This window comes from Sanguibacteroides sp. AM78-02pH3A (assembly GCF_027666085.1).
GTDB lineage: Bacteria > Bacteroidota > Bacteroidia > Bacteroidales > Marinifilaceae > Gabonibacter > Gabonibacter massiliensis.
In genome coordinates this window covers 28959-54866 of sequence record NZ_JAQEHX010000011.1, presented here as the reverse complement: position 1 = coordinate 54866, position 25908 = coordinate 28959, and the positions used below count along the sequence as shown (strand labels likewise).

Genomic DNA, 25908 nt, shown 5'->3' with positions numbered 1-25908 from the left:
AGAATTGAAACAACATCCATTTTAACCATAACCGTAAATCGAATTATCGTGGATTTTTCAAAATGTAACATACTGATCGTCGGGGATATTATGCTTGATAAATACTATTTCGGGAAGGTCGAGAGGATCTCCCCCGAAGCCCCGGTTCCCATCGTAAACATTGTCTCAGAAGAATCCCGTTTAGGAGGAGCTTCCAACGTGGCGAACAACATCAGTAGTTTGGGAGGAAATGCTTTTCTTTGCGGTGCTATCGGACATGATCTCTTCGGAAAAGAAATTGAACGGATGGGTAGACAAAAAAATATCCGGACTTCATTTATCAAAACCGAACAACCCACGATCGCCAAGGCCCGGGTAATCGGAGGACTCCAACAAATTGTCCGCATTGATTACGAACAAAAATTACGACTGAATGAAAGAGGATACCAACAATTAAAGGAACTCATTTCAAAGCTAATAAAAGAGGTTCATTTGCTGGTTATCTCCGATTACGGGAAAGGATTTATTTCTCAAGAGATCTGTTCTTTTCTTATTCAAACGGCACAAGAACATCATATTCACGTGATCGTAGACCCGAAAGGACAAGAGTGGGAGAAATACGCCGGGGCCGATTTGATAACTCCCAACGTAAAGGAATTGGGAGAAATCACCGGGAAAACGATAAATAACGATGATCGAGAGATTGAAATAGCCGGAAAAACGATTCTTGATCGTTATGGTCTTTCCGCCCTACTCGTGACAAGAAGTGAAAAGGGTATGAGCTTGATCAATCGGCAGGAGACCATTCATATCCCGACTTATTCACAGGAAGTTTTCGATGTCAGTGGAGCGGGCGACACGGTTGTTGCCACTCTTGCTTTAGCCCTCTCTGCAGGAAAAGATATAAAAGAAGCCATGTATATTGCCAATGTGGCCGCAGGGATCGTAGTTACCAAATTGGGTACGGCAACCGTGACACAAGAAGAGTTAAACAAACATCTTGGAAAAAGTTGCTGAACGACAATTAAATATAAATAAAAAGAGGTTATCCGATAAAGAATAACCTCTTTTTTATTACGCTTGAATCATAGATACTAAATACTTATGAAATTCCGAACGATCGGTCAGTTCCGGATGAAAAGAGGTCACCAACATATTCTTTTCCTGAGCTGCCACCATATGCCCGTCTATTTCACAAAGGATCTCAACCCCTTTTCCGACCTTCGTAATATAAGGAGCCCGAATAAATACCAAGGGGATCTCCTCCTTTCCGACTTTAGGAATTATCGTGTTAGTAGAAAAACTATCGATTTGACTACCATAAGCATTACGTCGTACACAGATATCCATAGTAGCTAAATGAGTAACCGAATCGTTAACCAACTCCTTAGCCAACAATATCATTCCAGCACAAGTTCCCCACGTGGGCAAGCCCTCTTTTATTTTTTCCCGTAAAGGCTCCATTAAACCGGTACGATTCAATATTTTCCCCATTGTCGTACTCTCCCCGCCCGGCAATATAATGGCATCGATTTCATTCAATTGTTCGGGGTATTTTATAATTACAGGTTCTTGTCCGATTTTTCGGATATGCTGTTCATGTTCTATGATAGCCCCCTGAAACCCCAATATTCCAATTTTTTTCATCTTCCTAACTTTTAGCCTCCCCTAATGTGTCTATTCAGCCAGAAACAAAGAAGAATTTCAGGGATCTGAAAACTCGTCTCCCCGAAATCCTTTTCCATTTCCATTCTTGCAATTTACCAGCCGCGATCGGCATATTTATTTTCCAACGTATTAATCTCCAAACCAGACATAGGTTCACCCAAATTCTCCGATAGTTCGGCCAATTTAACCGGATCGTTATAATACGTAGTAGCCAACACGATTGCCTTTGCCCGTTTAGCAGGATCTCCCGATTTAAAAATACCGGAACCTACAAATACCCCTTCACATCCCAATTGCATCATCAAAGCGGCATCAGCAGGAGTAGCGATACCACCGGCTGCAAAATTTACTACAGGCAATTTCCCGTTTTCATGTACATATTTCACAAGATCGTACGGTGCTCCCAACTCTTTAGCGATAGACATCAAAGCCTCTACCGGCGCACCTTGTACCATCTTTATATCATTGTTCAACTGACGCATATGTTTCACAGCCTCCACTACATTACCCGTACCGGCCTCTCCTTTGGTACGCATCATAGCCGCTCCCTCACCTATACGTCTCAAAGCCTCACCCAAATTACGACATCCGCATACAAACGGAACTTTAAAAGCAGTTTTATCCACATGGTATAAGTCATCAGCAGGAGTCAACACTTCACTCTCGTCAATGAAATCAATACCGATAGCTTCTAATATTTGAGCTTCCACGAAATGTCCGATTCTTACTTTTGCCATTACAGGAATAGATACGGCTTGCTTTATTGCTTTTATCATATGCGGATCCGACATTCTGGCAACACCACCATCTCTACGAATATCCGAAGGCACTCTTTCCAATGCCATCACGGCACATGCACCGGCAGCTTCAGCAATCTTTGCCTGTTCTACATTGGTAACATCCATGATTACCCCACCTTTTAACATCTGTGCAAGGTTCTTGTTTAGTTCATACTTTCCCATAAGGTACGCGTTTTATAAATTACTAAAAAATTACATATCGCCTTTGTTTTTCCCTTTCAATATTTCTTTAAAAAGGATTCATAATGGCGAGCAAATATACGGACTTTAGTTTATAATAAAGTATTTTCTCTTTATTTTATTATCAATCTAAAACTACAAAAGGTCCGTCACTATCAAATTGATAAGAAAACAACATGAAATAAGAAAGTATTCACTTGTAATTCAGATACTCGCGTGTATTACAGGTAGGTTTTCAATCGTTTGTTCCTACAGGTCGTTTTTAGTCGTTTGATGGCCTTTGATTTAATCTGCCGTACTCTCTCACTCGTAAGTCCGAGATGGTTTCCGATCTCCTCTAAAGACATGGATTGAAATCCTCCCAATCCATAATACATCCGAATAATCAAGGCATCCCGATCTTGAAGAATGGCAAGAGACCTGTCTATCTCCGTTTTTAAAGAATCGGCATTCAGTTTCTGCTCGGCTTCCGGAATCACGTTATCACCAGGAACAAATACATCATACATGGTCACGGCATCACTTTCCGAAGAGAGGGGTGCATCCATGGAAATAGGTTTGCCGGATATTTTGAAACTTTCCCTCACCTCTTCCGGAGCTACATCCATCTGGGCCGCAATCTCTTCTACCGTCGGTTCACGTTGATACTCCTGTTCCAAACGAAAAAAATAGCGATTGACCTTGTTGATGCTACTGATTTTATTAAGAGGCAAACGTACTAATCTGGCATTTTCAGCGATAGCCTGCAATATAGATTGACGGATCCACCATACAGCGTAAGAGATAAATTTAAAACCTTTAGTCTCATCAAAACACTCTGCCGCTTTGATCAAGCCCAGGTTTCCTTCATTTATCAAATCATCCAATGCCAATCCATGATTTTGGTATTGCTTCGCCACAGAGACAACGAAACGCAAATTACTCATCACCAGAATTTCACGAGCTTCTTTATCACCTGAACGAATTCTCTTGGCTAACATAGCCTCTTCATCGGGTGCAAGCATTTCTATCTTTCCGATCTCTTGCAAATACTTCTCAATCGAAAAAGATTCTCGGCCCGTAATCTGCTTACTAATCTTTAACTGTCTCATAGCACAATCGATTATTGCTTTAAAGTTAACAATCTAATTTTAATAAAAAAATATATGTCTATTTTTTTCTCCATCTATACGGTATACGGCGGAATGGCAACTTTGTTATAACAATCGGAAATCTTTATCAGGTCTACGGATGCTATTTTCTGATTCCATTAATTCTCCCCATTGATGAACATACATTTTTCTTCATATCTTAAAATGGGGCTGAATTATTACATTTACACATTTCAAATTTTACTGGAAATCTTTGGAGCTATGAAAAAATTCGCTACTTTTGCAGTCCGAAGTGAGAAAATAATAACATAAGATAATTCGCAATGAAACGGACATTTCAACCATCCAACAGAAAAAGAAGAAACAAACACGGTTTCAGAGAAAGAATGTCTACCGCTAACGGTAGAGCTGTATTAGCCCGAAGAAGAGCTAAAGGAAGAAAAAAACTTACTGTATCTGACGAACACAGACACAAAGCTTAATATAAAAGCTGCTTTTACAAGCAGCTTTTTTTATGTTTACTACATCCGCAACAGCCCCCTTCGCCTTTTCTGCTTTTTTTTATCAAGCGATATATACCTCTTCCCAACGCAAAAATTGCCACGGTAATAATAATATACGTAAATATCAGTTGCATACCTTATTTCATTTTATCTCTTTATACGTAAAAAAATACATCATTACATAAATAGATCCAGCATCTGTTTCAATACGAAACAAACCACCCAAGCCAACACAATCGTGTAACCCATCACGAAAATAGCCCATTTATAACCGATTTCCTTATCAATTGCTATCAAGGAGGCAAAACAAGGCAAATACAGTAAAACGAAAACCATAAATATAATAGCTTCCATTGTGGTAAATCCCTCTTCCTTCAATTTTACCTCTAAAGAGGAAGCCGAGGTATTATCATCGCTTTGGTATAGAACAGCCATCGTGCTCACGACAACCTCTTTCGCCGCTACACCGGTAAGCAAACTTACTCCGGCCTTCCAATCAAATCCCAAGGGAGCCCATATCGGTTCCATGGCACGTCCCATCCGACTGATATACGAATTTTCCTGACGCTCACGAATCTCCTGACGATGCAAACTCTCCAGTTTAGCTGTCTTCTCTTTTTCCAACTGTTCCGCATCTCCAACCTCTACCAACACGTTTCTATCATATGCGGCCTCGACTTCGGCCTTCTGGATTTCATATTCCTGCTGAATTTTTTTATCGATAGGAAAATAGCCCAACGCCCAAATCAAAATGGAGGCGAACATGATAATTCCCCCCATCTTTTTTAAATATTGCTCTCCCTTGTTCCACATGTGAATCAAGGTGGTCCGTAAGGTCGGCATCCGGTAAGGCGGTAACTCCATGACAAAAGGAGCTTCTTCCTTATAAAAAAACAACCGTTTAAACAATTTGGCCATCAATACCGCCATCACTATGCCGAAAAGATAAATACCGAAAAGCACAATAGCCGCGTATTCCTCAAAAAATGCTCCGACCAACAGAATATAAACCGGTAATCTTGCGCTACAAGACATAAGTGGATTTATCAGTATGGTTAATATCCGGTCATTTCTATTTTCCAAGGTACGCGTAGCCATTATTGCCGGCACATTACATCCGAAACCCATGATCAAAGGGATAAAACTTTTTCCATGCAATCCGATCTTGTGCATGAGCTTATCCATGATAAAAGCCGCTCGGGCCATATATCCCGTATCTTCCATAAAGGAAATGAAAAGGAAAAGGATCAATATATTCGGCAAAAAAACAATTACACCTCCGACACCTCCGATAATTCCGTCTATCAACAAATCCTTTAAAGGGCCGTGCGACATCGTATCTCCGACAAAATCCCCTAAAGCCCCCACTCCGGACTCGATCCACGACATCGGGTATTCCCCGAGACTAAACGTGGCAAAGAAAGTCAAAAAAAGAAATAATAGAAAAATCGGGAAACCAAACAGTTTATGTGTCACAATCGCATCAATATACTCGGTCTTCCGCCGACGATTGACAGGGCTCTCCTTATAAGTTTCTTTCAAAGCCCCGGAAATAAAACCGTACTTGGCATCCGTCACGACCGCCTCCACATTTTCCCCGTACACGGCCTCGATACGAGCGGATTGTTCCCGGATAATCCCCAACAAAGACTCCCTGGGCCCATCCCGGGTCACAAATTGTAGAGCTTCCTCGTCCCTTTCCAACAGCATCAACGCCATAAAACGGGGAGAGGCTTTATAAATCAGATCCTTTTCCTGTTCCAACTCCGTTCGAATAGCCACAATTCCCTTCTCTATCTCTTCCCCGTAATTGATATGAATATGACGTACCGTTTCACTTCTCCCTTCGTATACCTCAATCACTTCCCGTAACAACTCCTTAATCCCCCGTCCTTTCGCCCCCACCGTCGGAACGATAGGCATTCCTATCATTTCTCCCAACTCCCGGTAATTAAAGATTGCCCCGGAACGCTCCAATTCATCATACATATTTAAAGCAATTACGCTTTTTACATCCATATCGATCAATTGAGTCGACAAATAAAGATTGCGTTCCAGATTAGAAGCGTCTACCACGTTGATAACCACATCCGGAGCCTTATCCATAATGTATTCACGAACAAACTTCTCCTCGTTTGAATAAGCGGAAAGAGAATAAGTACCGGGAAGATCGACCACGTTAAAATGATATCCTTCAAAACGTAAGCTGGCCTCTTTAGCCTCTACCGTAACCCCACTATAATTTCCCACATGTTCGGAAGAACCGCTGATATAGTTGTACAAAGTTGTTTTTCCCGCGTTGGGATTTCCGACAAAAGCCACATTAATATTTTTATCCCTACCCGTCCAATGTTTTGCCAACGCATCCTCGACCTCCGTTATCTCTCCGGATATGCCGACGATATCTACAGCTTCATCAATGGATACGATCTCAATAAAGGCTGCCTCTTTCCTACGTAGAGAGACTTTGTACCCCATAATAGAATATTCGATCGGGTCATTTAGCGGAGCATTCTTTATCGCTTTAACCACTTTGCCCCGAATAAACCCCATCTCGTTTAAACGTTTCCGGAAAGCACCATATCCTTTCACTTTTACAATAACTGCACTTTCTCCTGTTTTTAATTCCGATAACAACATAGTCACATATAAAAATAGTACGCACTCCCCAACTCTCATCTTTCCAATTGGGCAAAGATAATTATTTTATTTTTATTCTTTCTAAATAAATATAAAAATTACAGGCTCCCCGTAATATTGATAATTTACGACCTGATTATCAGTAATCGAAAAGAAATAATATTTTTTGCCATCCCTTTCCAGGTAAAAACTCATCCTAAACCAGAGATCAAAGAAAGGAAATAAATAAAATCGATAAGAAGCCGTTCACTATTCATATAAATACGTTACTTTTGCGAAAGAATAGCAATCGTTGCAATGGAGAAACAAGAGGAAAAACAGTGGAACAGCATGAATGACCTACTTTCTAAAATAGGCTCCCAGCTAAACATCTTAGAAGAGGAAATCGATGTGGATATACAACATACTTATATGGGAATGCTGGAAAAATTGCTTAAAAACGAAAAGAGTTTTAAAAGCTTATGCAAGCGGGCACAAGAAAAAACGGATCGTCTATTTGACGAAAGGGTAGATGAAAAAGAAAAACAACAGATGTTGATTGCTTTGGCCACAATAGACGACATTGCCATTTATCGAACTATTGAAACTTTTCAGAAACAGGATTCCAAGCTTAAAAAATGGGCCACCGTGGCTCTCCAACAATCCCGGATGTTAATTCAATCGACATTAATGGATGAATCGACCGTATACGTGTCCACCGGCTTAGGAGGCCAAGGTTCCCTCCTGCGCTATTTCTGCGTCTATTTAGCCAATGACAATACTTTATTAAAATCATTCCAGTACGACATTGCCAGAAAAGAGACGGAATTGGTCATTACGAAAGCACAAGGAAAAATAGAAGAATATGCATTTTTCGACAAATACATTACCTTCACTCTATTATTACCGATAGAAGCCGAATTAAAAGAGATATTCGAATCCATCATCGATGAATGCAATACTTACGGGCATTTTCTAAAAGAGAATATAATCATCACAAACGTGAAGAAATTAACTCCCCAAGAGATTGATCACTTTCTCGCTACGCAAGCACAGAAACAAAATCCGGCACAACCGCTCTAATCGAGCATTAAACTCATATAAGGACGACGATGTTCAAAAACAGAAGTTTCTCCAGCAATGCGGTCCGGATGATATCCCAATAAAAGAGAGGTCAATTCGGCCACATCTACTTTTATAGGAACAAAATTCTGAAGCCCGTAACCTTCTTCGCAGCTTCCCTTTCTCACGGTATATATTCCCGTGTTCTGGGCAATCTGTTCATCGGCCACCTCTACCACGAAAGATTTCTCCGGATAACAAACAGCATACAATTCAAGCATTTGAGGAACATCTATAATCCGAGCCATCCCATAATGTACCTGCTGTTTTCCATGAGGCAACTCTTTACATTCAATACGTTTCACTCCCCAAGTTTGTCGTATTTTTGCCAATAAACCATTTTTTATTATCTCCGAGTCGTAAAACCAATCATTCACCCGGATCTGTTCTTTCTCCTGTAAAACAAAAGCCATCCCCACAATCCGACGAATCGCATCCCGGGCAACCAACAATTCACCTCCACTCAGGCAGAGGTCCTCGAGTATACACTCAAAATCCTCCCTGGTATGTTGCACGCAACAAGCCCGAGCCCTCATGCGAGAAGCAAAATAATCGTACAGATCCGTGTCTCCTTCAAGTAATTTTTCCGGGAACTCAAAATCAATATTGTCCGGCAACTCTCCCGCCTCTTCCCCGTAAATACCCCAAGTATAATCAAAAACAGGAGCATACCCCAAACGACGATAATAATCAAACAGCCATGCCTCTTGAGGAATTAAGGTACTCATCACGACATTTCGCTTTCCCATCTCCTCGAAAGCCCTCAAAAGAAGCCGTTTCATAATCCCCTCTCCCCGAGCCTTCGCCATCGTACACGCACCCGAGATATAAGAAATATCTATACAGCTACCGGCGTAAGTCATAGGGTAAGGCAACATCTGCAAAGCGCCCAAAGCTTCACCTTCCACAATACGATACAGCAGCGTATTTTCCCCCTTGTACTTCCTCTCAAAATACAATTGAATAAATTCTTCCGTATCCTCGAAACAATCTCTCCACAAGCGAATGACCTCCAACCTCGATAATTTATCTTTTGCCAAAGAGATCATCCCCTCCCGGTATTTCCGATTGACGATTTTTTCCGAATCCTGCTGCATATCTTCCTCCTTGTTTTTACTTTCTATTTAACTAACTCGGCAAACCCCTTTTCAAGCAACATCACCGGACGGTAAGAGAGTTTTGCCTTCCGCAACCCGGGTATTCCCAAATCCTCTTCCCGGTTCAAATAGATATACTGTTCCTGCAGATGGGATGCAAATTCCTGGTTAATCATATTATAAGCACCTTCAATCCGCGTATCCGCTTTTTCTATGTGAACAGCAAAAGTATCATGGGTGACCGGAACGCCATAAGTGAAAGCAACAATCTCTCCATCCACCCAAAGAGCTCCTCCCGTGAGTTCCAGTTCTTCAAAATGACGTAAAGCAAAATTCAGGGCTTTCCTTTCATTTTCCAAGCTCTCGGATTCATCACAATCATGCTCCTCGCACCATTTTTCCTCCAACTCCAAGCAATGCGGCACTAAATCCGGAGTTAACGGAGTATATTCGTATGAATACATCCGCTTGAATTTATTGACATGATTTCGTTTGGCCTGGAAATTTTTTCCTTTTAACTCGGCCAAATCTTTTCTCCAATAGATATAATCAAAATAATCCCTGTCCAATATATACTCGAAGCGCCCCGGAAATTCCCTGTTCAACCACTCCTCCATGCGAGGAAATACACCATGTATTCGTAAGGGATGTCCTTCCACCTTCGCCTGTTCCTTCAATAGCCCTATTACAGCTTTAATATCCCCTCTGCCTACCGGCATCAGATAGACAACCCGCTCTTCGTCGAGAGTAAAGCGTATCACCAAACAATCGTCCACGATAGCAAAACAGCTGTCGGTCAAAAATTGCCAACTGCACAAATTTACAAACGACAAATTACAATCTCTGTTGTTATCAGGTAATAAATAAGAGGTAATTACCTCTTTGTCTTCTATTTTTATCGGCTTAAATTGTATCATAAATCTATTTACTATTCTATTTCCAAACACGAATATAATATGCTTTTCGATACAATTTTCTTTTTATTCCCAATATCATACTTTCTATCACAACAATCCCTTCACGTGATGAATATTGGACTGAATCGTATCAAAAACTTCCTCTGTCCTGCCGTTTATCATCAACTTGTACATGGATTGAGCAAACCCTATCATCTGTCCAATCTCTATTTTAGGCGGCATAGCCAAAGCATTAGGGTCGGTCATTACGTTAATCAAAGCCGGTCCGTCAAACCGAAATGCCTGCTCGAATGTCTCTTTAACCTCTTCTGGATTTCCTACGGTATACGCAGCCATCCCCATTGCCTTCGCCACCGTCGCAAAATCAGGATTCAACAAATCCGTCTGCCAATCCGGTAACCCCGCGACTTCCATCTCTAACTTCACCATTCCCAGTGCTCTGTTATTAAAAACGACCACTTTTACGGGTAACTTATATTGGACGATCGTTGCCAAATCACCCAATAACATGGAAAGTCCTCCATCCCCACACAAAGCCAACACCTGACGCCCCGGATAAGCCAATGCAGCCCCGATAGCCTGTGGCATAGCGTTAGCCATCGAACCGTGATTAAAAGAACCTAACATCTTCCTCCCTCCTGTTGCCTGCAAATAACGTGCCCCCCAAACACAAGTCATTCCCGTATCGACCGTAAATATGGCATTTTCGGTGGCTAATTCATTGATCACCGACATCACGTATTCGGGATGAATTTCATTCAAATTTCCTTTATTTTTGACATAAGCAGCCAAATCCTCCTTAACTTCGGAATACCTATCCAATTGTTTTTTCAAAAACGAATCATCCTCTTTTTGAGTTATAAAAGGTAATATAGCTTGTAACGTATCCTTTACATCCCCACAAAATCCCATGGTCAATTGGGCACGACGTCCCAAACGAACAGGATCTATGTCGACTTGTACAATCTTATTTTTTTTAGGCATAAAAGCGGCATACGGGAAATCAGTTCCCAACAACAACAAGACTTCAGCTTCATGCATGCTATGGTATCCGGAAGGCATACCTAATAACCCGGTCATACCGACTTCATTGGGATTATCGTATTGTATTTCCATCTTGCTTTTAAACGTATAGGCAACAGGAGCATGCAGCAATTTCGATAATCGAACCACTTCGTCATGGGCCTCCTTTGCTCCCATACCACAAAAGATGGTCACTTTTGAAGAGGTATTCAACAAAGCCACCAAAGGTTCCAATTCACTATCCGAGGGAAAAACTTTCGAAAAAGTGGGAAAAGAACGAACGGAAGAGAGCACCACTTCCGACCCTGCGGCCGAAAGATCGCCGGGAAGCCCTAAAACGGCCACTCCTTTACGGGATATTGCAGTCTGTATAGCAGATTGCAACATTCTGGGAAATTGTCCGGCTGTCACGGCAATCTGATTATAATAACTGCAATCCTCAAATAATTTCATGGTATCCGTTTCCTGAAAATATTTCATCCCAAATTCCGAGGTTGCCATAGTCGAAGCAATAGCCAACACGGGAGTTCCCGATCGATGGGCATCGTACAGCCCGTTGATTAAATGTACGTGTCCGGGACCGCTACTTCCGGCACAACAAGCCAATTGCCCGTTCAATTGAGCTTCCGCTCCCGCGGCATAGGCTCCTGTTTCTTCATGTCTTACCTGTATCCATTGTATCTTTCCGTTACGTCTGACAGCATCATTGATCTCGTTCAAACTATCCCCCGTAACGGCATATATCCTTTGTACTCCCGCCTCAACCAACGTTTCTACTAATTGTTCAGCGATTTTTTTTGACATACTTCTGTAATTTAAATTCATATTTTTCTTCCCGATAAAACGTATTCTTCACCAAGAATGTTCACATATTTCAAGAAAACCTTTCAATGGAAAACAACGTTTAAACAACAAAAACAAATCAAAAAATATAAACACCATGAACACGAATGAAATAAGTAATCTGTTAGGTGATCAGAGCGAGTATTATTTAGAACATACTTGCAAAACCATCGAAAAATCATTAATACACGTACCCTCACCTTCCGTAATTGAAGATTTATGGGTAACATCCGACCGAAATCCAAAGACATTAAATAGCCTGCAATCGATATTCTCACACGGACGTCTGGCAAACACGGGGTATGTTTCCATCCTTCCTGTCGACCAGGGAATAGAACACTCCGCGGGAGCCTCTTTTGCTCCCAATCCGCTCTATTTCGATCCGGAAAACATTATAAAATTAGCCATAGAAGGCCATTGCAATGCCGTAGCCTCGACTTTCGGAGTCCTGGGAAGCGTAGCTCGAAAATACGCCCATAAAATTCCTTTTATCGTAAAAATAAATCATAACGAATTTTTAAACTATCCCAACACGTACGATCAAATTTTGTTCGGAACAGTCAAAGAGGCCTGGAACATGGGAGCCACGGCCATAGGGGCCACGATCTATTTCGGCTCGCCCGAAAGCCATCGCCAATTGATCGAAATAGCCGAAGCCTTCGCTTACGCGCATGAGCTGGGAATGGCAACCGTACTGTGGTGCTATCTACGAAACAGCAATTTCAAAAAGGAAGGAACGGACTACCATCTTTCAGCCGATTTGACCGGACAAGCGAACCACCTGGGCGTGACCATCGAAGCCGACATCATCAAACAAAAACTTCCTGCCAACAACGGAGGATTCACAGCTCTCAATTTCGGTAAAACCGATGCCAGGGTCTATTCCCAACTCACGACAAAGCACCCGATTGATCTTTGTCGTTACCAGGTCGCCAATTGTTATATGGGTCGTATCGGTCTGATCAATTCCGGAGGGGAGTCCAAAGGAGAATCCGACTTAAAGGAGGCCGTAATCACGGCCGTCGTAAATAAACGAGCAGGAGGAATGGGACTCATCAGCGGCCGGAAAGCATTCCAGAAACCCATGAGTGAAGGTGTCAAATTATTACACGCGATTCAAGACGTCTATTTAAACAAAAACATCACGATAGCCTGAAATAATTGTAGATTGAGGATTGTAGATTAAGAGACTACTGGATTGTGAATTTATAGTCCACAATCTACAAGCCCAATTACCCCTGTAATCCGCAACGAATCCTCCAATCTCCTAATCACTAAATCACAGAATCACTAAATCACAGAATCATGAAATCGGTAATATCTCGATCCAATACCCGTCCGGATCACTGATAAAATAGAGTCCCATTTCCGTGTTTTCATAACAAACACAACCTAATTTTTTATGGAAAGCCCTTACCTCTTCATAGTCTCCCTCCACCCGCAAACAAAGGTGAAACTCCCCTTCTCCCAGATCGTAAGGTTCTTTTCGGTCTCTCAACCAGGTCAATTCCAACAAAAAACGGGTTTTATCATCTGTGAGATAAACCAGAATAAAAGAATTATCCTTAGCCGTTTTTCTACGAGCTTCTTTCAAGCCAAGAGCCTGTTCATAGAAACGAATGCTCCGTTCCAGATCCGACACGTTTATATTAAAATGATCAAATCTACCTTTTATTTCCATAATTCCTTATATTAAAAATCTATACGTTCACCCTCTTTAGTCCAGGCGACAAAACGTATGCCCCGTACTTTCGCGTAAGTCCCGAAAGCAGCGGCACGACCATAAGCCTGATCAAAATGCATAGGTACAAACACATCCGTTTTTATCCGGTCTACAAATTGTTCCGCTCCCAACATATACTCCTTGCCTAAACGCGGATCCACCGGAAACATCGCTAAATCGACCGAAGAAGCTTCCGACACCACCTCCTCCAATTCCGCTTTAAAATCAGCCTCCGCCTGCCTGGATTCCGCCAACGTAGACTCCTCTTTCCAATGCCAATTATTCAAATCTCCCGCATGAAAAATACGCTTCTCTGCCATGTTTATCAAAAAAGAGATACCGGCATCTGTCGAACCAAATGCCTTTACCCGTATCAAATCATCTTGATACACGTCCCCCTTCTCCAAAAATACAGCTTCTCGTTCTACGGCCCTTCTTGATTCTAAAATATCTTTTGAAAACAGGTAAAGAATATCAGGACGTATCGTTTTCCAACTCAACACTTCCGGGTTAAAATGATCCGCATGCACATGAGAACTGAGCACATAAAACGCCCCCGGACGAGTTAATAAAAATGAATGAACATCTGCCGGATCCCGATAATAATCAATAACAATCGTAAATCCTTCCCCTAAAACAGCAAAACCGCTATGTCCGATATAAATTAATTCCATCGTTCATGATTTATAATCCCGAAACAAGTAGACAAATATACCTATTTTATAATCGCATTCGACAACTAATACGACAAACTAAGCAATAAGTTCCGGAAACACAAGTCAATAAAAACAGTCACGAAAAATTTACCAAACCAAACAATATCCTTTTCGGGGAATAGTAGTAATACGAACAGAGGGATCTTTTTCCAAAATCTTTCGGATACTCATCATGTACTTATCCAAATAACGAGTATTCCCGGAAAAATCGTTTTTCCACAACTCTTTGATCATGTCTTCTTTCAATACGACTTCATTCATATGTTCACACAAGAGATATAGGATTTTAGCTTCCATAGGCGTTAAATGAATCTTTTCATTCGCAATGACAAGATGTTGCTCCACGTAACTGAACAAGCAATATTCTCCTATCCGAAACACTTGGCTGCTCTTTGTCCAGCGTTGTTGACGCCTCAATGCCGCACGAATGCGTGCATCTACCTCTTCCAACAAAAATTCTTTTCGAATATAATCGTCGGCACCAATATCCAATCCGGTTACCACATCGACAGAGCTTGCCAATGCACTAATAAACAATATCGGAGCATTCTGATTCTCGGCCCGAATCAAACGGGCCACCTCGTAACCGTTCTTTTTAGGCATCATAATATCCAAAAGCACCACATCCGGATTGATTTTACGGTAAAGTCGCCAGGCCATTTCACCATCCCTGACATAGAATACCCTGTAACCCTGAAATTCTAAAAAATCTTTACACAACATCGCCGACAAAACATCATCTTCGGCATATAAAACACTAATCCTTTCCCTTTCCATTATTTACTTAGTTCGTGTACATACTCAGCACTTTAACGGCTTAAAGATACATCCTTTAAAAGAATTTTTTCATCCTCCTCCAACAGGCATTCCAAGCCTCCCCCAACTAATCCCTTTCCTTAAAACCTTACCCGACAAATTCTTATATCAGACAACGATTCACCATTCCCCTGTCTTATGACCCACTGAAGAACCGAAAAATCCTACATATTCACTACAAATTTGCTACACATCTCATACATGTAAAATAGGTCTATTTTCTTGAAAAGAGTCATAAATAACGATCTTTTCAGTACAATAAAACTTACCTTTTTCATTCCATTCAAAATTTATTATAAATTTGAAATTTCTATTTATCCATAAACATGAGACGAAGAAAACATTTTACCCCCTACTTGAAAGCGATCGTTATTGCCTTTTTCATTACGCTTTTACTTCGCCTTTTTGTCGTGGATTTTTACATGATCCCGACCGATTCCATGACTCCCGCTATCGAACCGGGAGATTATATTATGGTAAATAAACTTTATAAAGGAGCTCGATTTTATAAACAATTGAAATTCGAATCGGGAAAGACTCCGGAAACCTTTCGTGTTCCGGGATATTCATCCATTCGCCGGAACGATATTGTTGTTTTTAATCTTCCCACTCCCCTTTTTTCGGATCAAATGGAAATGGACCTATCCCATTTTTATGTGAAACGTTGTATCGGCTTACCCGGCGATACACTCTCCATATCCAACGGGATATACACGGTAAACGGACAAACCGGATACGGAAACTTGCGAGAACAGTATCTTCTCTCCCATTACCAGGGAGAGTACCTTCCTGGAACATACCATACATTCCCCTTCGATACGACCTACGCGTGGACCATGCGCTGTTTTGGTCCCCTGTTTATTCCGGCTACAGGGCAAACCATTCTTTTAGATACCGTCAATCTCTCTCTTTTTCGCAGACTCATCTATTATGAAACCCATACCTCCCTCCATACCCGCCACGGGAAAGTTTACCTGAAAGATTCCATCATTACCCGCTACACTTTTCAAAAGAACTGGTATTTCATGGCAGGGGACAAAATCTTTAACTCTCGGGATTCCCGTTATATCGGATTGATACCGGAGGACTTCCTCATCGGAAAAGCCGTACTCGTTCTTTATTCTAAAGATCCGGAAACCCGACAAATCTCTTGGAAGCGAACCCTTAACCTTATCCGATAAAATCAGATAAGCCAGAAACTAACCGTTGGCTTCTCCTTTCTTAACCAAACAATATCCCACCCTCCAGGTAGTCGATATTTTCAGCGTCGGATCATTAACCAAAAGTTTTCGTATCCTCGAAATAAACTTATCCAAATAACGGGACGTTGCGACAAAATCATTTCCCCAACAGGCTTCCATCACATCCTGTTTCTTTACGACCTCATTCGCATGCTTTTCCAAGAAACGAATCAAACGCAACTCCAAAGGAGTTAGATGAATCACTTCTCCTTTTACAATCAGTTCACTCTCGACATAATTGAGTTTGGTGTATTCGCTGATATAAATAAGAGAATCCTCTTTTTTACGATTCAATCCGGATATGCGCAATATGGACTGCATACGGGCTCCTACCTCATCTATCAAATACTCTTTCCGAATGTAATCGTTCGCACCCAACTGCAACCCCTCCACAACGGACCGGGAAGAAGTTAAAGAACTCACAAACAAAATAGGTACTTGCTCATCCTTTTTCCGTATCAACTTAGCAACCTCATAACCGCTCATTTCCGGCATCATCACATCCAACAATACGATATCCGGCCCCACCTCCTGGTATAGGCGCCAAGCCTCCGTTCCTGTACTCGCGTAATACACGTCATATCCCAGATTTTTTAAATAATTCCGACACATGTCCGCATACAAAGCGTCATCTTCTGCGTATAAAACCTTAACCATTTTTTTATCAATTAACCAACACTATATTTATTTCCCTATATCAGGCATAACAATAGTAAACGTACTTCCTTTTCCGACTTCACTTTCAACAAGCACCTTACCTCCGTGAGATTTTACCACTTGCTTCACGTAACTCAGCCCGACGCCGAAACCATGAACCTCATTTCCTTTCGGATTAGGAATACGATAGAAAGATTCGAAAATCTTATTCAAATACTCTTTGGGAATACCTCGTCCCTTGTCCGCAACTGAAACCTCAAAAGTTCCGTTCACCAATCTGCAACGAATAGTAATATCAGGTTTGTCCGACGAATATTTTATGGCATTGTCTACCAGATTACGAATTACATTGGGAAAATGTACCCGGTCTGCCCGGATTATTTCCCGCTCACAAGCATAATCCAAGTGAATATCCGGAGAACGGTGATCCATGGAATATTCATACACAATCTGCTCCAATTCGTTTTTTAAGTTCAACTCCTCCGGTATCAGCATCAAACTCTTTCCGTTCTTACCGGAAACCAACATTTTCTCGGATAAGTTGGATAATGATTTGACCTTTATGCCGATACCGTCCAATAATTTCTTTTGATTATCCGACAAACCGTCAACATTCCACATATGAAACATTTTCAACGCGTTTAGCACAAACGCCAACGGCCCTTTAATTTCATGTACCATACTATAAACAAAATCTTCACGCATCTCGCTCAATTGTTTCTGCATCAGTATCGTTCTGATCTGGTAGACAAAACACCAAGTCAAAATCAGCATGATGACAATAGAAGCAAACAAAACCCCGCCCATCTGGACAAAGAAATATTTATAAGGAATATCAAAATAAGCGATCAATCCGTGGTTACAGGTTAGCCCCAATGTCAATATTGAAGATTCGATATACTTATTTACACGGGAATGTTCATTTTCAGTTGTCTCCAACACCACTCCCCCATCCATATCAATCAACTCCAAAATATATTTCTCATCTATACCCTCTTCCCGAAGATTCACCGTGCATATGCTATCCAAACGTCTTATATTTTCAGCAGAATTTACGCTAACGATATCATAACAACATCTGTTGATTAAAGTTACATAATTATAATCGCCATCATAATTAATTGTATCTTTTTTCCCATCCAAAACTATCCATAATTCTTTTCTATCTTGCGAAACACTAATCGCAGATAAGCGAGAAGATACCATCTGATCATTAACAAATAAATCTACGCCTTGTTCTATTGCTTCTTTTAAAATTTTATTTACGGATCTCTCGTATTCCGACCTTTGAAACTGAAAGAGGTTATATAGCCAGAATACCTGAAAAACAACAATACACACCATTGCGATTATCGAAATCGTCCACGTAATTTCAATACGCTTGTTCATAAAATATTATTTATTTTTAGCCACATCAAAAGTAACAATTTATTTTCCTGCCCCTACTATATTTCATTAAAAAGAAAAGCTACATATAGAACACAAAATCGGTACAAATATGGAACATTTTATTCATTTAAGTCTCCTAATTTTGTCTCATCAAATTAAAAAAAAAGTTATGAAAATTAGAATTCTCATTTTTACCGTCATTTTAGTACTTATTGGACTTATCTCCGTCAATGTGTCCGTATCAAAGGATAATACAACGGTAGATATATGTCTGGAAAACATTGAAGCTTTAGGTAGCGGAGAAGGAGGAGGCACGGGAGGGTGTAAAGCTGTTGGAACATTATGCTTAACTTCTGATGGACATGGAAATCCTGTTTACTACCCGGGGTTAGCAGCAGAACTTTAATTTAAAGTGATCATTTAATTATTGAATTTTGAAAAAGATTAGTTATATCATATCGGTGATGATTCTTGTTTGGGGATGTGCAAACGAGATTCGCGAAATAAAAAAGGAGAATCCTCTATTTAGTGAAGAAGGAAACGTCTCCATGCAAAAAGCAACGGGGATAATTGATTTGGAATCCATCGGGATCTTCAACCCCACCAAGGTAATTCGAAAAGACTCCTTGCTTATCGTGTTAAATCAAAACGGAGTGAATAAATTATCCATCTATAAATTAGACGGAACAAAGTTATTCTCCTTTTTACCGACGGGCACTGGAACCGCGGAAGGACTCTATTTCTTAACCATGAATATGGCTCCCGACGGGATCTTAACGGCTTATGATTTTGGAAACGACAAATTAGTGGAACTGGATATCAACCAGCTGAATGAGCCCGGGTTCGGCCCGACCTTTACATTGCTTTCTCCTACTCCGAAACACTTGAGCGTCGCCAAAAAAGGTTCACTTATGTTATCCACGGGTATATTTTTAGAAGGGCGTTATTGCCTCACCCTCGATAATCATTCCGGCTACTTTTTAAGCTATCCGGAAACACCGGGCAAGGAAAACATGAGCGACTCTTTAAAAAGTATGTTATATGCCAGCAATGTAACCAAATTAAAACCAGACGGTTCCAGATTCGTGTGTGCGAACATGCAAAGCGGCATCATTGATATCGGTGCGATCCATGACAATTCGACTATTACCCGGATTTCCGAACAGAATTTATATGCACCCAAAGCCTCTACCTCATTAGCAAAAACCAAACCTGTCGTGTACTCTATCGACAATTTGTTCGGATTTTGTGATATAGAGGTTTCGGATGACTACATATACGCTTTATATTCCGGAAGAAGTTATCGTAACTTTAAAAACCTGGTGGGTTACGGAGAAAAAATTATCGTGTTCGATTGGGAAGGAAACCACGTGAAAACCTATCAGTTATCCGTACCTTTCACCAGTATCTCTTACAATAAAGAGGAACATGCCATATACGGTTTAACCAATACGCCCCAATCTTTACTCGTAAAGTATGCATTGGAATAGATCGTTTATACTGATTTCAATCGCACTGATCCTCTCCGGTTGTTATTCGAAAGAGGATCAGAACAAGAAAGTGGTACAGGAATGGTACGGGAAAACCGTCGTCATTCCCTCTTCCCTGAAACCTAAGGTGGCAGGAAGAGATACCACGATCTCCGCAAGCGAAATATTAGATAAAGACTATAACGTTCTTACTTTTGTTGATACGACCGGATGTACGGAATGCAATATGCGACTGTATGACTGGCGTTTGCTCATAGAAGAGGTAAAACAATACAGCAAAGAGATCAACTTTATATTTGTGATCCATTCATCCAATTTCGATGAGATCTCTGCCTTTGCGGTTAAGAATAAATTCAATTACCCGTTGTTTTACGATTATGACAATTCATTTGCCAAAGCGAACAAAAATTTACCGGCACAACCTGAATTTCAATCTTTTTTATTGGACAATGAAGGTAAGGTTATATTGGTAGGTAATCCGGTAAAGAATAAGTCTTTATGGAAACTATATAAGAAACAAATGGAAATTTATGATAAAAGTGATTCATAAGTGGAGTACATATGCCATTTTTATGATTTTCTTTCTATTGACAGCTACCGTGCTGATCATTGATACCAAAATCATTCATGGTGTTTCCGTGGCCAAGCAATTCTGGTTTTTCACCTTTTTGCCGGTCACAGGAATAATCGCTTGTATGCTCACGTTACGTAAATCTTTCTATTTTGCATGGAATCATATCACCAACTTAAATATGATTGTGATGACTGTAGTGATTACAGGCATATATCTTTCAACCAACACACACGAAGTGATGAAAACAGGAACCCTCCTGTTAGTAATCACTTCTTACTTTTATTTTCTTGCTTTTTTCCAATTAAATAAAACGACCGACATAACCTTTCATTTTACGTTAATCGCTTTGGCTTTTATCGAGGTCATTTGGGGATATTGTCAATTATACGCTTACCTACCCAGTCAGAATTCTCGGTTCGGCCTTACCGGATCCTTCGATAATCCGGGGCCATACGCGGCTTTTCTGGCTATTATCATGCCGTTCAGCCTGTATTGGACAATTCAATTAATCCAAAAATTGAGAGCCATCGTTCGACAAAAAGGCAGAAAAGGAAAGACGGAAGCGGACAATGAAATAGCAACCATTGTTCTTTTACTTTTCCTATCGGGTTCCACGCTTATCGGAACCATAACTATTCTCCCTGCCACAATGGCCCGGAGCGCATGGCTTGCCGGCATGGCAGGTTCATGTATCGTCCTCTTTTACCTTTTCAAAATAAAAGAAAAACTACAAAAGTTACATAAACAACATCCCAAAGGTTATCTAATCGTATTCATAAGTTTCATCCTGATGCTTTCTATTGCCTGTTATGGAATCTACAGGTTAAAAAAAGATTCCGCCGACGGTCGGTTACTGGTGTGGAAGATATCACTCTCTTCATTAAAAGAGCACCCGTTAACCGGTGTCGGCATTGGAAACTTTCCTGCCGCGTACGGGGAAGCTCAGGCAAATTATTTCATGCAGGGAAATTCCTCTCCAAGGGAAAAATGGCTTGCAGACATTCCTGAATATGGGTTTAACGAATTTTTACAGATTGCCGTAGAAGGAGGTATCATAGGTATTGTTCTCTTTTTAATTTTGCTCTGTTCCACGTTATGGTACGGACTGCGTAACATCCGGCACAATCCGCATACGGTAGCCCCGCTCGCTGCTTTTACAGCCTTTGGTTTTGTGTCGTTTTTTTCTTATCCGTTAAGCACATTGGCACTTGCAATACTTTTTACTCTCCTTCTCGCTCTCTGTAACACGTCACAGGTTCAGGTTTCATCCCGCGGAAAGCTCCATCCCGTCTTTATCTATCTTCTATTTTTAGGAGTAAATATCGGAATTATCTATCCGAAGTATCAGACGCGTCAGGCTTATGCCCAATGGGCGCAAGCTCAAAAATATTACGACATGAAAATTTTTGCCACGGCAGCAGAATCTTACGAGGCTCTCTATCCGATTTTAAAGGTTTATCCCGACTTTTTATTTGAATACGGGGATGCGTTATCAAAGACAGGACATTGGGATAAAGGTAACCGAATTTTATCGGAAGCTGCACGAGGGATGGCCGATCCTATGATTTATAACCTGATTGGTAAAAACTACCAGGCCAAAAAACAATTTCATCGGGCGGAATACTACTTTCTTAAGGCACACTATTTGGTCCCAAACAGGTTGTATCCGCTCTTTCTATTGGCCCATTTATACCAGGAAATGGAGTTGCCGGAAAAAGCATTCCAAACAGCTCAGCAAGTCATCAATGCGGACGTAAAAATAAACTCCACGGCAACAAAGGAGATAAAGTTTAAAATGAAACAATTAGCAAAAAATATACAAGAATCTTCTTTTTTAACTGGTGTTTCACACCAGTAATGAGCAATTCTTGCTCGTACACCAACACACACCTTTGAATTTCAGGGAAAGAGCAGCCAGAGGGCGCTCTTTCCCTCTCTCCTTTTTTCGGGATGATTTGCATCGTCGTGATTATTCTCTATATTCGCGATAAATCTGATACTAAAAACCGCTTATATGAAATACGTTCGTCTGCTGATTTTTACCGCACTCGTTTCTATTTGCGTGGGAGTTTCCGCACAAATCAAACGAGAATTCCGGGGAGCCTGGATACAAACCGTACACCAAAGCGAATACAGTCGAATGAGTATCGATGAAATGAAAGCTGACTTTATTCGGAAGCTCAATCTCCTTCAAAAATGCGGTTTCAATGCTATCATTTTTCAAATAAGGCCGGAAGCAGATGCCTGGTATCCTTCCGAGTTGGAACCATGGAGTCGTTTTTGTACAGGAGTACAAGGTAAAGCACCCGAGCCCTTTTTCGACCCCACAGCTTTTCTTATCAAAGAGTGTCACAAAAGAAATATGGAATTCCATGCCTGGTTAAACCCTTTCCGGGCCAGTACATCGGGAAACACGACTTTCGCGGAATCTCACGTCTACCATCAACACCCGGAATGGTTTGTAACCTACAATAAACAGACTCTCTTCGATCCGGGCATACCGGCGTGCCGGAAATTCATCTGCGAGGTAGTAAAAGACATCGTACAACGCTACGATATAGATGCCATTCATATGGATGATTATTTCTATCCCTATCCGGTAAACGGTCTGCCTTTCCCAGATGAAAACAGTTTCCAAACTTATGGAATTCCTAAAGGATATGCACCGGAGAATAAAGATGACTGGAGGAGGGAAAACGTAAACAGGCTCATACAAGCATTAAAACACACCATCGCTTCTACGAAACCTTGGGTACGTTTCGGTATCAGTCCTTTTGGTATTTACAGAAATAAAAAAAATACGCCGGACGGTAGCGGAAGCAATACAAATGGCCTGCAAAACTACGATAACCTGTACGCTGACATCACCCTTTGGGTTAAAAAGAAGTGGATCGATTACAATATTCCTCAAATCTATTGGGAAATAGGGCATCCGGCGGCCGATTACATTACGTTAGCTCGCTGGTGGGATAAGCATGCACACAACGTTCATCTCTATATCGGTCAGGACGTGGCTCGTTCCATGAAAGCCGGAGATCTAACCCGCAAAATGGAAATCGAACACTCCCTACCCCATGTCAAAGGGCATTGTTTCTGGCCAGCTAACGAAATACTATGGAACAATAACGGAATTGCCGATAGCTTGCAACAAAATTATCACCATTATCCGGCTCTTATCCCGGCCTACACGCATATGTACAATCATCGCCCTAAAAAAATATGCAATCTGAAAGCTGAAAAAAACGCACAAGGTTATACGCTAAAATGGAAAGTAAAAGGAGAACGGGAGAATCCGCAAGATGCCCAATATTTCGTGATCTACCGCTTCAAACGGGGAGAAAAAATAGATTTGGACGATCCGTCGAAGATCATGGCCTTCACCCGTTATACCGAATGCTATCTACCGATGAATGCGAAAGATATGAAATACCGTTTTGTCATCACTTCCGTTGATCGTTTCCACAACGAATCAAAAGGAAAAAAGATTACGCTCAAACATTAAACGGATCTTTACCACGGCTTTTTTTCTGTCTAATTTTACCTAAGAACCAACCTGTTCCTGCTTTTTCCGTATATATTCGTAACAACACGGTAATCATAGCTTGTTGGAAATTATCACGTATCTAAATACGAGAATAAACTTTTTACATTTAATATTGTCTTATATTCAGTAAACATAAATGTTTAACTTAAAACGGAACAAGTATGAAAACAGTAACATTTGTTATTTCCGCCCTTTTGATGTTTTTTAGTTTCAGTATCGAAGCACAAAACCATCATGAAGAGCATCACGGACAACACCAACGCGGCCCGAGAGAAAGGATGAATCCCGAACAGATGATTCAAAGAATGGTCGCTCAATTGAAAAGCGAACTTAAATTAGATGAAAAACAAGAAAAACAAGTTTCAGAATTATTAACCGCCAATTTCAAAAAAAGAGGTGAAATCTTCCAAAAATATCGGAACAACCAGGATTCTTTAATGTTCTACCACCAAAAAGTGGAAAAAGAACAAAATGCATCCCTGAAAAAGATATTGACCGAAGAGCAATATAAAACTTATATAACCAACCTGGAAAAGAAAAAACAAGAAATGGAGAAGCGTCGCAAAGAGATGATGGACAGGCGCAATAATAATAGAGAGGGTACACCCGAGATACGCGGGGAAGAATCACAATGCTGCGGTAAATGCAACTAATATAAAAACGGATGATCTTTTCGATCATCCGTTTCATTCTAATCGCACTCCCATATATTTTATTTCCGACGATCCAAAATCTTCGTAGCTATATCCATATACCGGTAAACGTCCTTCGTCGTCTCTCTTATGCGTTGCTCATCCTTCTTATGCCCTAATCGAACGACAATGGCATTCTTTTCAGGAATGGCAATTACGTATTGTCCCAACATTCCTCTGAAATAAGGGTTACGCATTCCCTTATAGTTCATAATCCAAATCTGGAAACCGTAATAATCCAATGAATCTTTCCCCCATTCATCTTTCAAATAAGAAGCCGGAGTAATTGCCTCCCGCATATAGGCCTCGGAAATCAATTGCTTCCCATTCCAATTTCCATTATGCATCATCAGGCGGGCAAAACGAGCCATCTCCCGGGCTGTAGCGTGGAAACAACAAAACGCCTTCTCATCCCCCCCCTTCTTATCCAACAACCAATAAGCGTCTTTACAAGCCTGCATCGGTTTCCATAGTTTTTCTTCCGCGTATGCACTAATGGTCTTTCCCGTTGCTTTTTCTACGACAAAAGCCAATATCTGGGTATCGCCACTACGATAAGAAAACTGCTTTCCAGGTTCATCGACCGCTTCCAAACAGGTGACCAGTTTATATAAATCGTCTCCGTAATACCCGTGAGTCGTAACGGAAAAAAGGGAACTATACGATTCATCCCAACTCAATCCTCCACTCATGGTCAATAAATTACGAATTGTAATTTTCTCCCTTTTATCCTTACCGAATTCAGGTATATATTTCGCAACCGGATCATCCAGGTTTCCTATCTTTCCTTCGTCCAAAGCAGCCCCGATTAAAAGTCCCACGATACTTTTAGTGGAAGAGAAAATATTAGACGTCAACGTATCGTTCCAACCATCCCTATACTCCTCATACACGATACTATCGTTCTGAATGACGAGAAACGAAACCGTTTTATATTCATCCAAATAAACATCATCCTCTTTCTCCAATTGATAATCGTTATAATCATGAGCCGTCGTCCACTCCCAACAACTATCCGCCTTCACCACGGTATGTTTCTCAAACAAAGACAGGTCGTCAATATCCGGAAACCAATGAATCAAAGCCTGTTGCGCATAATAGGGCAGACAAAAATAAACCACGGTCAAAATAACTATTATTCCTATGCTAATCTTATATATTCGTTTCATATTGTAGATTGACAATTTTAAATCGTAGATCGACGATTGTAGATTAATCCAATGC

At 40.9% G+C, this 25908-nt stretch carries 25 protein-coding genes; 11 read left to right on the top strand and 14 right to left on the bottom strand.

Annotated features, from left to right (window positions below; translation table 11 throughout):
• The first annotated feature begins 48 nt into the window (after positions 1-48).
• Positions 49-996, top strand: a complete 948-nt coding sequence (gene rfaE1 / locus PGR74_RS12875) for a D-glycero-beta-D-manno-heptose-7-phosphate kinase (protein WP_052634411.1) — start codon at positions 49-51, stop codon at positions 994-996.
• 57 nt (positions 997-1053) lie between these two features.
• Here the strand turns inward: rfaE1 and pdxT are convergent, their stop codons facing one another.
• From pdxT to PGR74_RS12860, 3 genes are all read right to left on the bottom strand, one after another.
• Complete coding sequence (gene pdxT, locus PGR74_RS12870; RefSeq protein ID WP_041502563.1) at positions 1054-1626, bottom strand: pyridoxal 5'-phosphate synthase glutaminase subunit PdxT; 573 nt, start codon at positions 1624-1626, stop codon at positions 1054-1056.
• 113 nt (positions 1627-1739) lie between these two features.
• Complete coding sequence (gene pdxS / locus PGR74_RS12865) at positions 1740-2609, bottom strand: pyridoxal 5'-phosphate synthase lyase subunit PdxS (RefSeq protein ID WP_041502562.1); 870 nt, start codon at positions 2607-2609, stop codon at positions 1740-1742.
• Positions 2610-2848: 239 nt separating this feature from the next.
• Positions 2849-3718, bottom strand: a complete 870-nt coding sequence (locus PGR74_RS12860) for a sigma-70 family RNA polymerase sigma factor (protein ID WP_041505571.1) — start codon at positions 3716-3718, stop codon at positions 2849-2851.
• 323 nt (positions 3719-4041) lie between these two features.
• Between PGR74_RS12860 and rpmH the strand changes: the two genes are divergently transcribed.
• Positions 4042-4200, top strand: coding sequence for a 50S ribosomal protein L34 (rpmH, locus tag PGR74_RS12855; protein WP_082027580.1), 159 nt, complete (start codon positions 4042-4044; stop codon positions 4198-4200).
• A gap of 14 nt (positions 4201-4214) precedes the next feature.
• Here rpmH and PGR74_RS14160 read toward each other — a convergent pair whose 3' ends face one another.
• Together PGR74_RS14160 and feoB are read right to left on the bottom strand one after the other, a co-directional pair.
• A complete protein-coding gene (locus PGR74_RS14160) occupies positions 4215-4355 on the bottom strand; it encodes a FeoB-associated Cys-rich membrane protein (RefSeq protein WP_442985420.1) in 141 nt (46 codons plus the stop codon).
• 43 nt (positions 4356-4398) lie between these two features.
• Positions 4399-6861 carry a ferrous iron transport protein B gene (gene feoB, locus PGR74_RS12850; RefSeq protein WP_270517294.1) on the bottom strand — a complete coding sequence of 821 codons (2463 nt, stop codon included), beginning with the start codon at positions 6859-6861 and terminating at the stop codon, positions 4399-4401.
• A 297-nt stretch (positions 6862-7158) separates the two neighbouring features.
• On the opposite strand from feoB, the gene PGR74_RS12845 reads away from it, so the two are divergent.
• The gene (locus PGR74_RS12845; RefSeq protein WP_270517293.1) at positions 7159-7923 is read left to right on the top strand and encodes a hypothetical protein; all 765 of its coding nucleotides are present in this window, start codon (positions 7159-7161) and stop codon (positions 7921-7923) included.
• Here the strand turns inward: PGR74_RS12845 and PGR74_RS12840 are convergent.
• From PGR74_RS12840 to PGR74_RS12830, 3 genes are all read right to left on the bottom strand, one after another.
• A complete protein-coding gene (locus tag PGR74_RS12840; protein WP_041505573.1) occupies positions 7920-9059 on the bottom strand; it encodes a GNAT family N-acetyltransferase in 1140 nt (379 codons plus the stop codon). The two genes, PGR74_RS12845 and PGR74_RS12840, sit on opposite strands and share 4 nt — an antisense overlap.
• A gap of 23 nt (positions 9060-9082) precedes the next feature.
• The gene (locus PGR74_RS12835) at positions 9083-9976 is read right to left on the bottom strand and encodes a DUF2156 domain-containing protein (RefSeq protein WP_270517292.1); all 894 of its coding nucleotides are present in this window, start codon (positions 9974-9976) and stop codon (positions 9083-9085) included.
• Between the two features lie 87 nt (positions 9977-10063).
• Positions 10064-11803: a thiamine pyrophosphate-dependent enzyme gene (locus PGR74_RS12830; protein ID WP_041505575.1), complete on the bottom strand. Its 1740-nt coding sequence runs from the start codon at positions 11801-11803 to the stop codon at positions 10064-10066.
• A 136-nt stretch (positions 11804-11939) separates the two neighbouring features.
• Here PGR74_RS12830 and PGR74_RS12825 point away from each other — a divergent pair, with 136 nt between their 5' ends.
• Positions 11940-12998 (top strand): class I fructose-bisphosphate aldolase, encoded by a 1059-nt coding sequence (locus tag PGR74_RS12825; RefSeq protein ID WP_041502557.1) that lies wholly within the window; start codon positions 11940-11942, stop codon positions 12996-12998.
• Positions 12999-13145: 147 nt separating this feature from the next.
• Here the strand turns inward: PGR74_RS12825 and PGR74_RS12820 are convergent, their stop codons facing one another.
• The 3 genes from PGR74_RS12820 to PGR74_RS12810 form a co-directional block, all read right to left on the bottom strand.
• Positions 13146-13523 (bottom strand): VOC family protein, encoded by a 378-nt coding sequence (locus PGR74_RS12820; protein ID WP_041502556.1) that lies wholly within the window; start codon positions 13521-13523, stop codon positions 13146-13148.
• An 11-nt stretch (positions 13524-13534) separates the two neighbouring features.
• Positions 13535-14239 carry an MBL fold metallo-hydrolase gene (locus PGR74_RS12815; RefSeq protein ID WP_270517291.1) on the bottom strand — a complete coding sequence of 235 codons (705 nt, stop codon included), beginning with the start codon at positions 14237-14239 and terminating at the stop codon, positions 13535-13537.
• Between the two features lie 129 nt (positions 14240-14368).
• Complete coding sequence (locus PGR74_RS12810) at positions 14369-15058, bottom strand: response regulator transcription factor (RefSeq protein WP_270517290.1); 690 nt, start codon at positions 15056-15058, stop codon at positions 14369-14371.
• A 365-nt stretch (positions 15059-15423) separates the two neighbouring features.
• Between PGR74_RS12810 and lepB the strand changes: the two genes are divergently transcribed.
• Positions 15424-16278, top strand: a complete 855-nt coding sequence (gene lepB, locus PGR74_RS12805) for a signal peptidase I (protein WP_041505578.1) — start codon at positions 15424-15426, stop codon at positions 16276-16278.
• Positions 16279-16296: 18 nt separating this feature from the next.
• On the opposite strand, the gene PGR74_RS12800 is transcribed toward lepB, so the two are convergent.
• Together PGR74_RS12800 and PGR74_RS12795 are read right to left on the bottom strand one after the other, a co-directional pair.
• Positions 16297-16995, bottom strand: coding sequence for a response regulator transcription factor (locus PGR74_RS12800; protein ID WP_041502552.1), 699 nt, complete (start codon positions 16993-16995; stop codon positions 16297-16299).
• 27 nt (positions 16996-17022) lie between these two features.
• Positions 17023-18384 carry a sensor histidine kinase gene (locus PGR74_RS12795; protein WP_052649441.1) on the bottom strand — a complete coding sequence of 454 codons (1362 nt, stop codon included), beginning with the start codon at positions 18382-18384 and terminating at the stop codon, positions 17023-17025.
• A 109-nt stretch (positions 18385-18493) separates the two neighbouring features.
• Here PGR74_RS12795 and PGR74_RS12790 point away from each other — a divergent pair, with 109 nt between their 5' ends.
• From PGR74_RS12790 to PGR74_RS12765, 6 genes are all read left to right on the top strand, one after another.
• Positions 18494-18790, top strand: a complete 297-nt coding sequence (locus PGR74_RS12790; protein ID WP_041502551.1) for an NVEALA domain-containing protein — start codon at positions 18494-18496, stop codon at positions 18788-18790.
• A 28-nt stretch (positions 18791-18818) separates the two neighbouring features.
• Positions 18819-19874: a BF3164 family lipoprotein gene (locus PGR74_RS12785; protein ID WP_146216456.1), complete on the top strand. Its 1056-nt coding sequence runs from the start codon at positions 18819-18821 to the stop codon at positions 19872-19874.
• Entirely contained in the window at positions 19861-20424 is a 564-nt protein-coding gene (locus tag PGR74_RS12780; protein ID WP_041502549.1) for a peroxiredoxin family protein, read from the top strand. The genes PGR74_RS12785 and PGR74_RS12780 overlap by 14 nt, the downstream gene beginning before the upstream one ends.
• The gene (locus PGR74_RS12775) at positions 20405-22306 is read left to right on the top strand and encodes an O-antigen ligase family protein (protein ID WP_041502548.1); all 1902 of its coding nucleotides are present in this window, start codon (positions 20405-20407) and stop codon (positions 22304-22306) included. Before PGR74_RS12780 ends, PGR74_RS12775 begins: the two co-directional genes overlap by 20 nt.
• A 156-nt stretch (positions 22307-22462) precedes the next feature.
• Positions 22463-23950 (top strand): glycoside hydrolase family 10 protein, encoded by a 1488-nt coding sequence (locus PGR74_RS12770; protein WP_041502547.1) that lies wholly within the window; start codon positions 22463-22465, stop codon positions 23948-23950.
• Between the two features lie 203 nt (positions 23951-24153).
• Positions 24154-24645 (top strand): hypothetical protein, encoded by a 492-nt coding sequence (locus PGR74_RS12765; RefSeq protein WP_041502546.1) that lies wholly within the window; start codon positions 24154-24156, stop codon positions 24643-24645.
• Positions 24646-24704: 59 nt separating this feature from the next.
• Here the strand turns inward: PGR74_RS12765 and PGR74_RS12760 are convergent, their stop codons facing one another.
• Positions 24705-25853 (bottom strand): serine hydrolase domain-containing protein, encoded by a 1149-nt coding sequence (locus PGR74_RS12760; RefSeq protein ID WP_041502545.1) that lies wholly within the window; start codon positions 25851-25853, stop codon positions 24705-24707.
• Between the last annotated feature and the right edge of the window lie 55 nt (positions 25854-25908).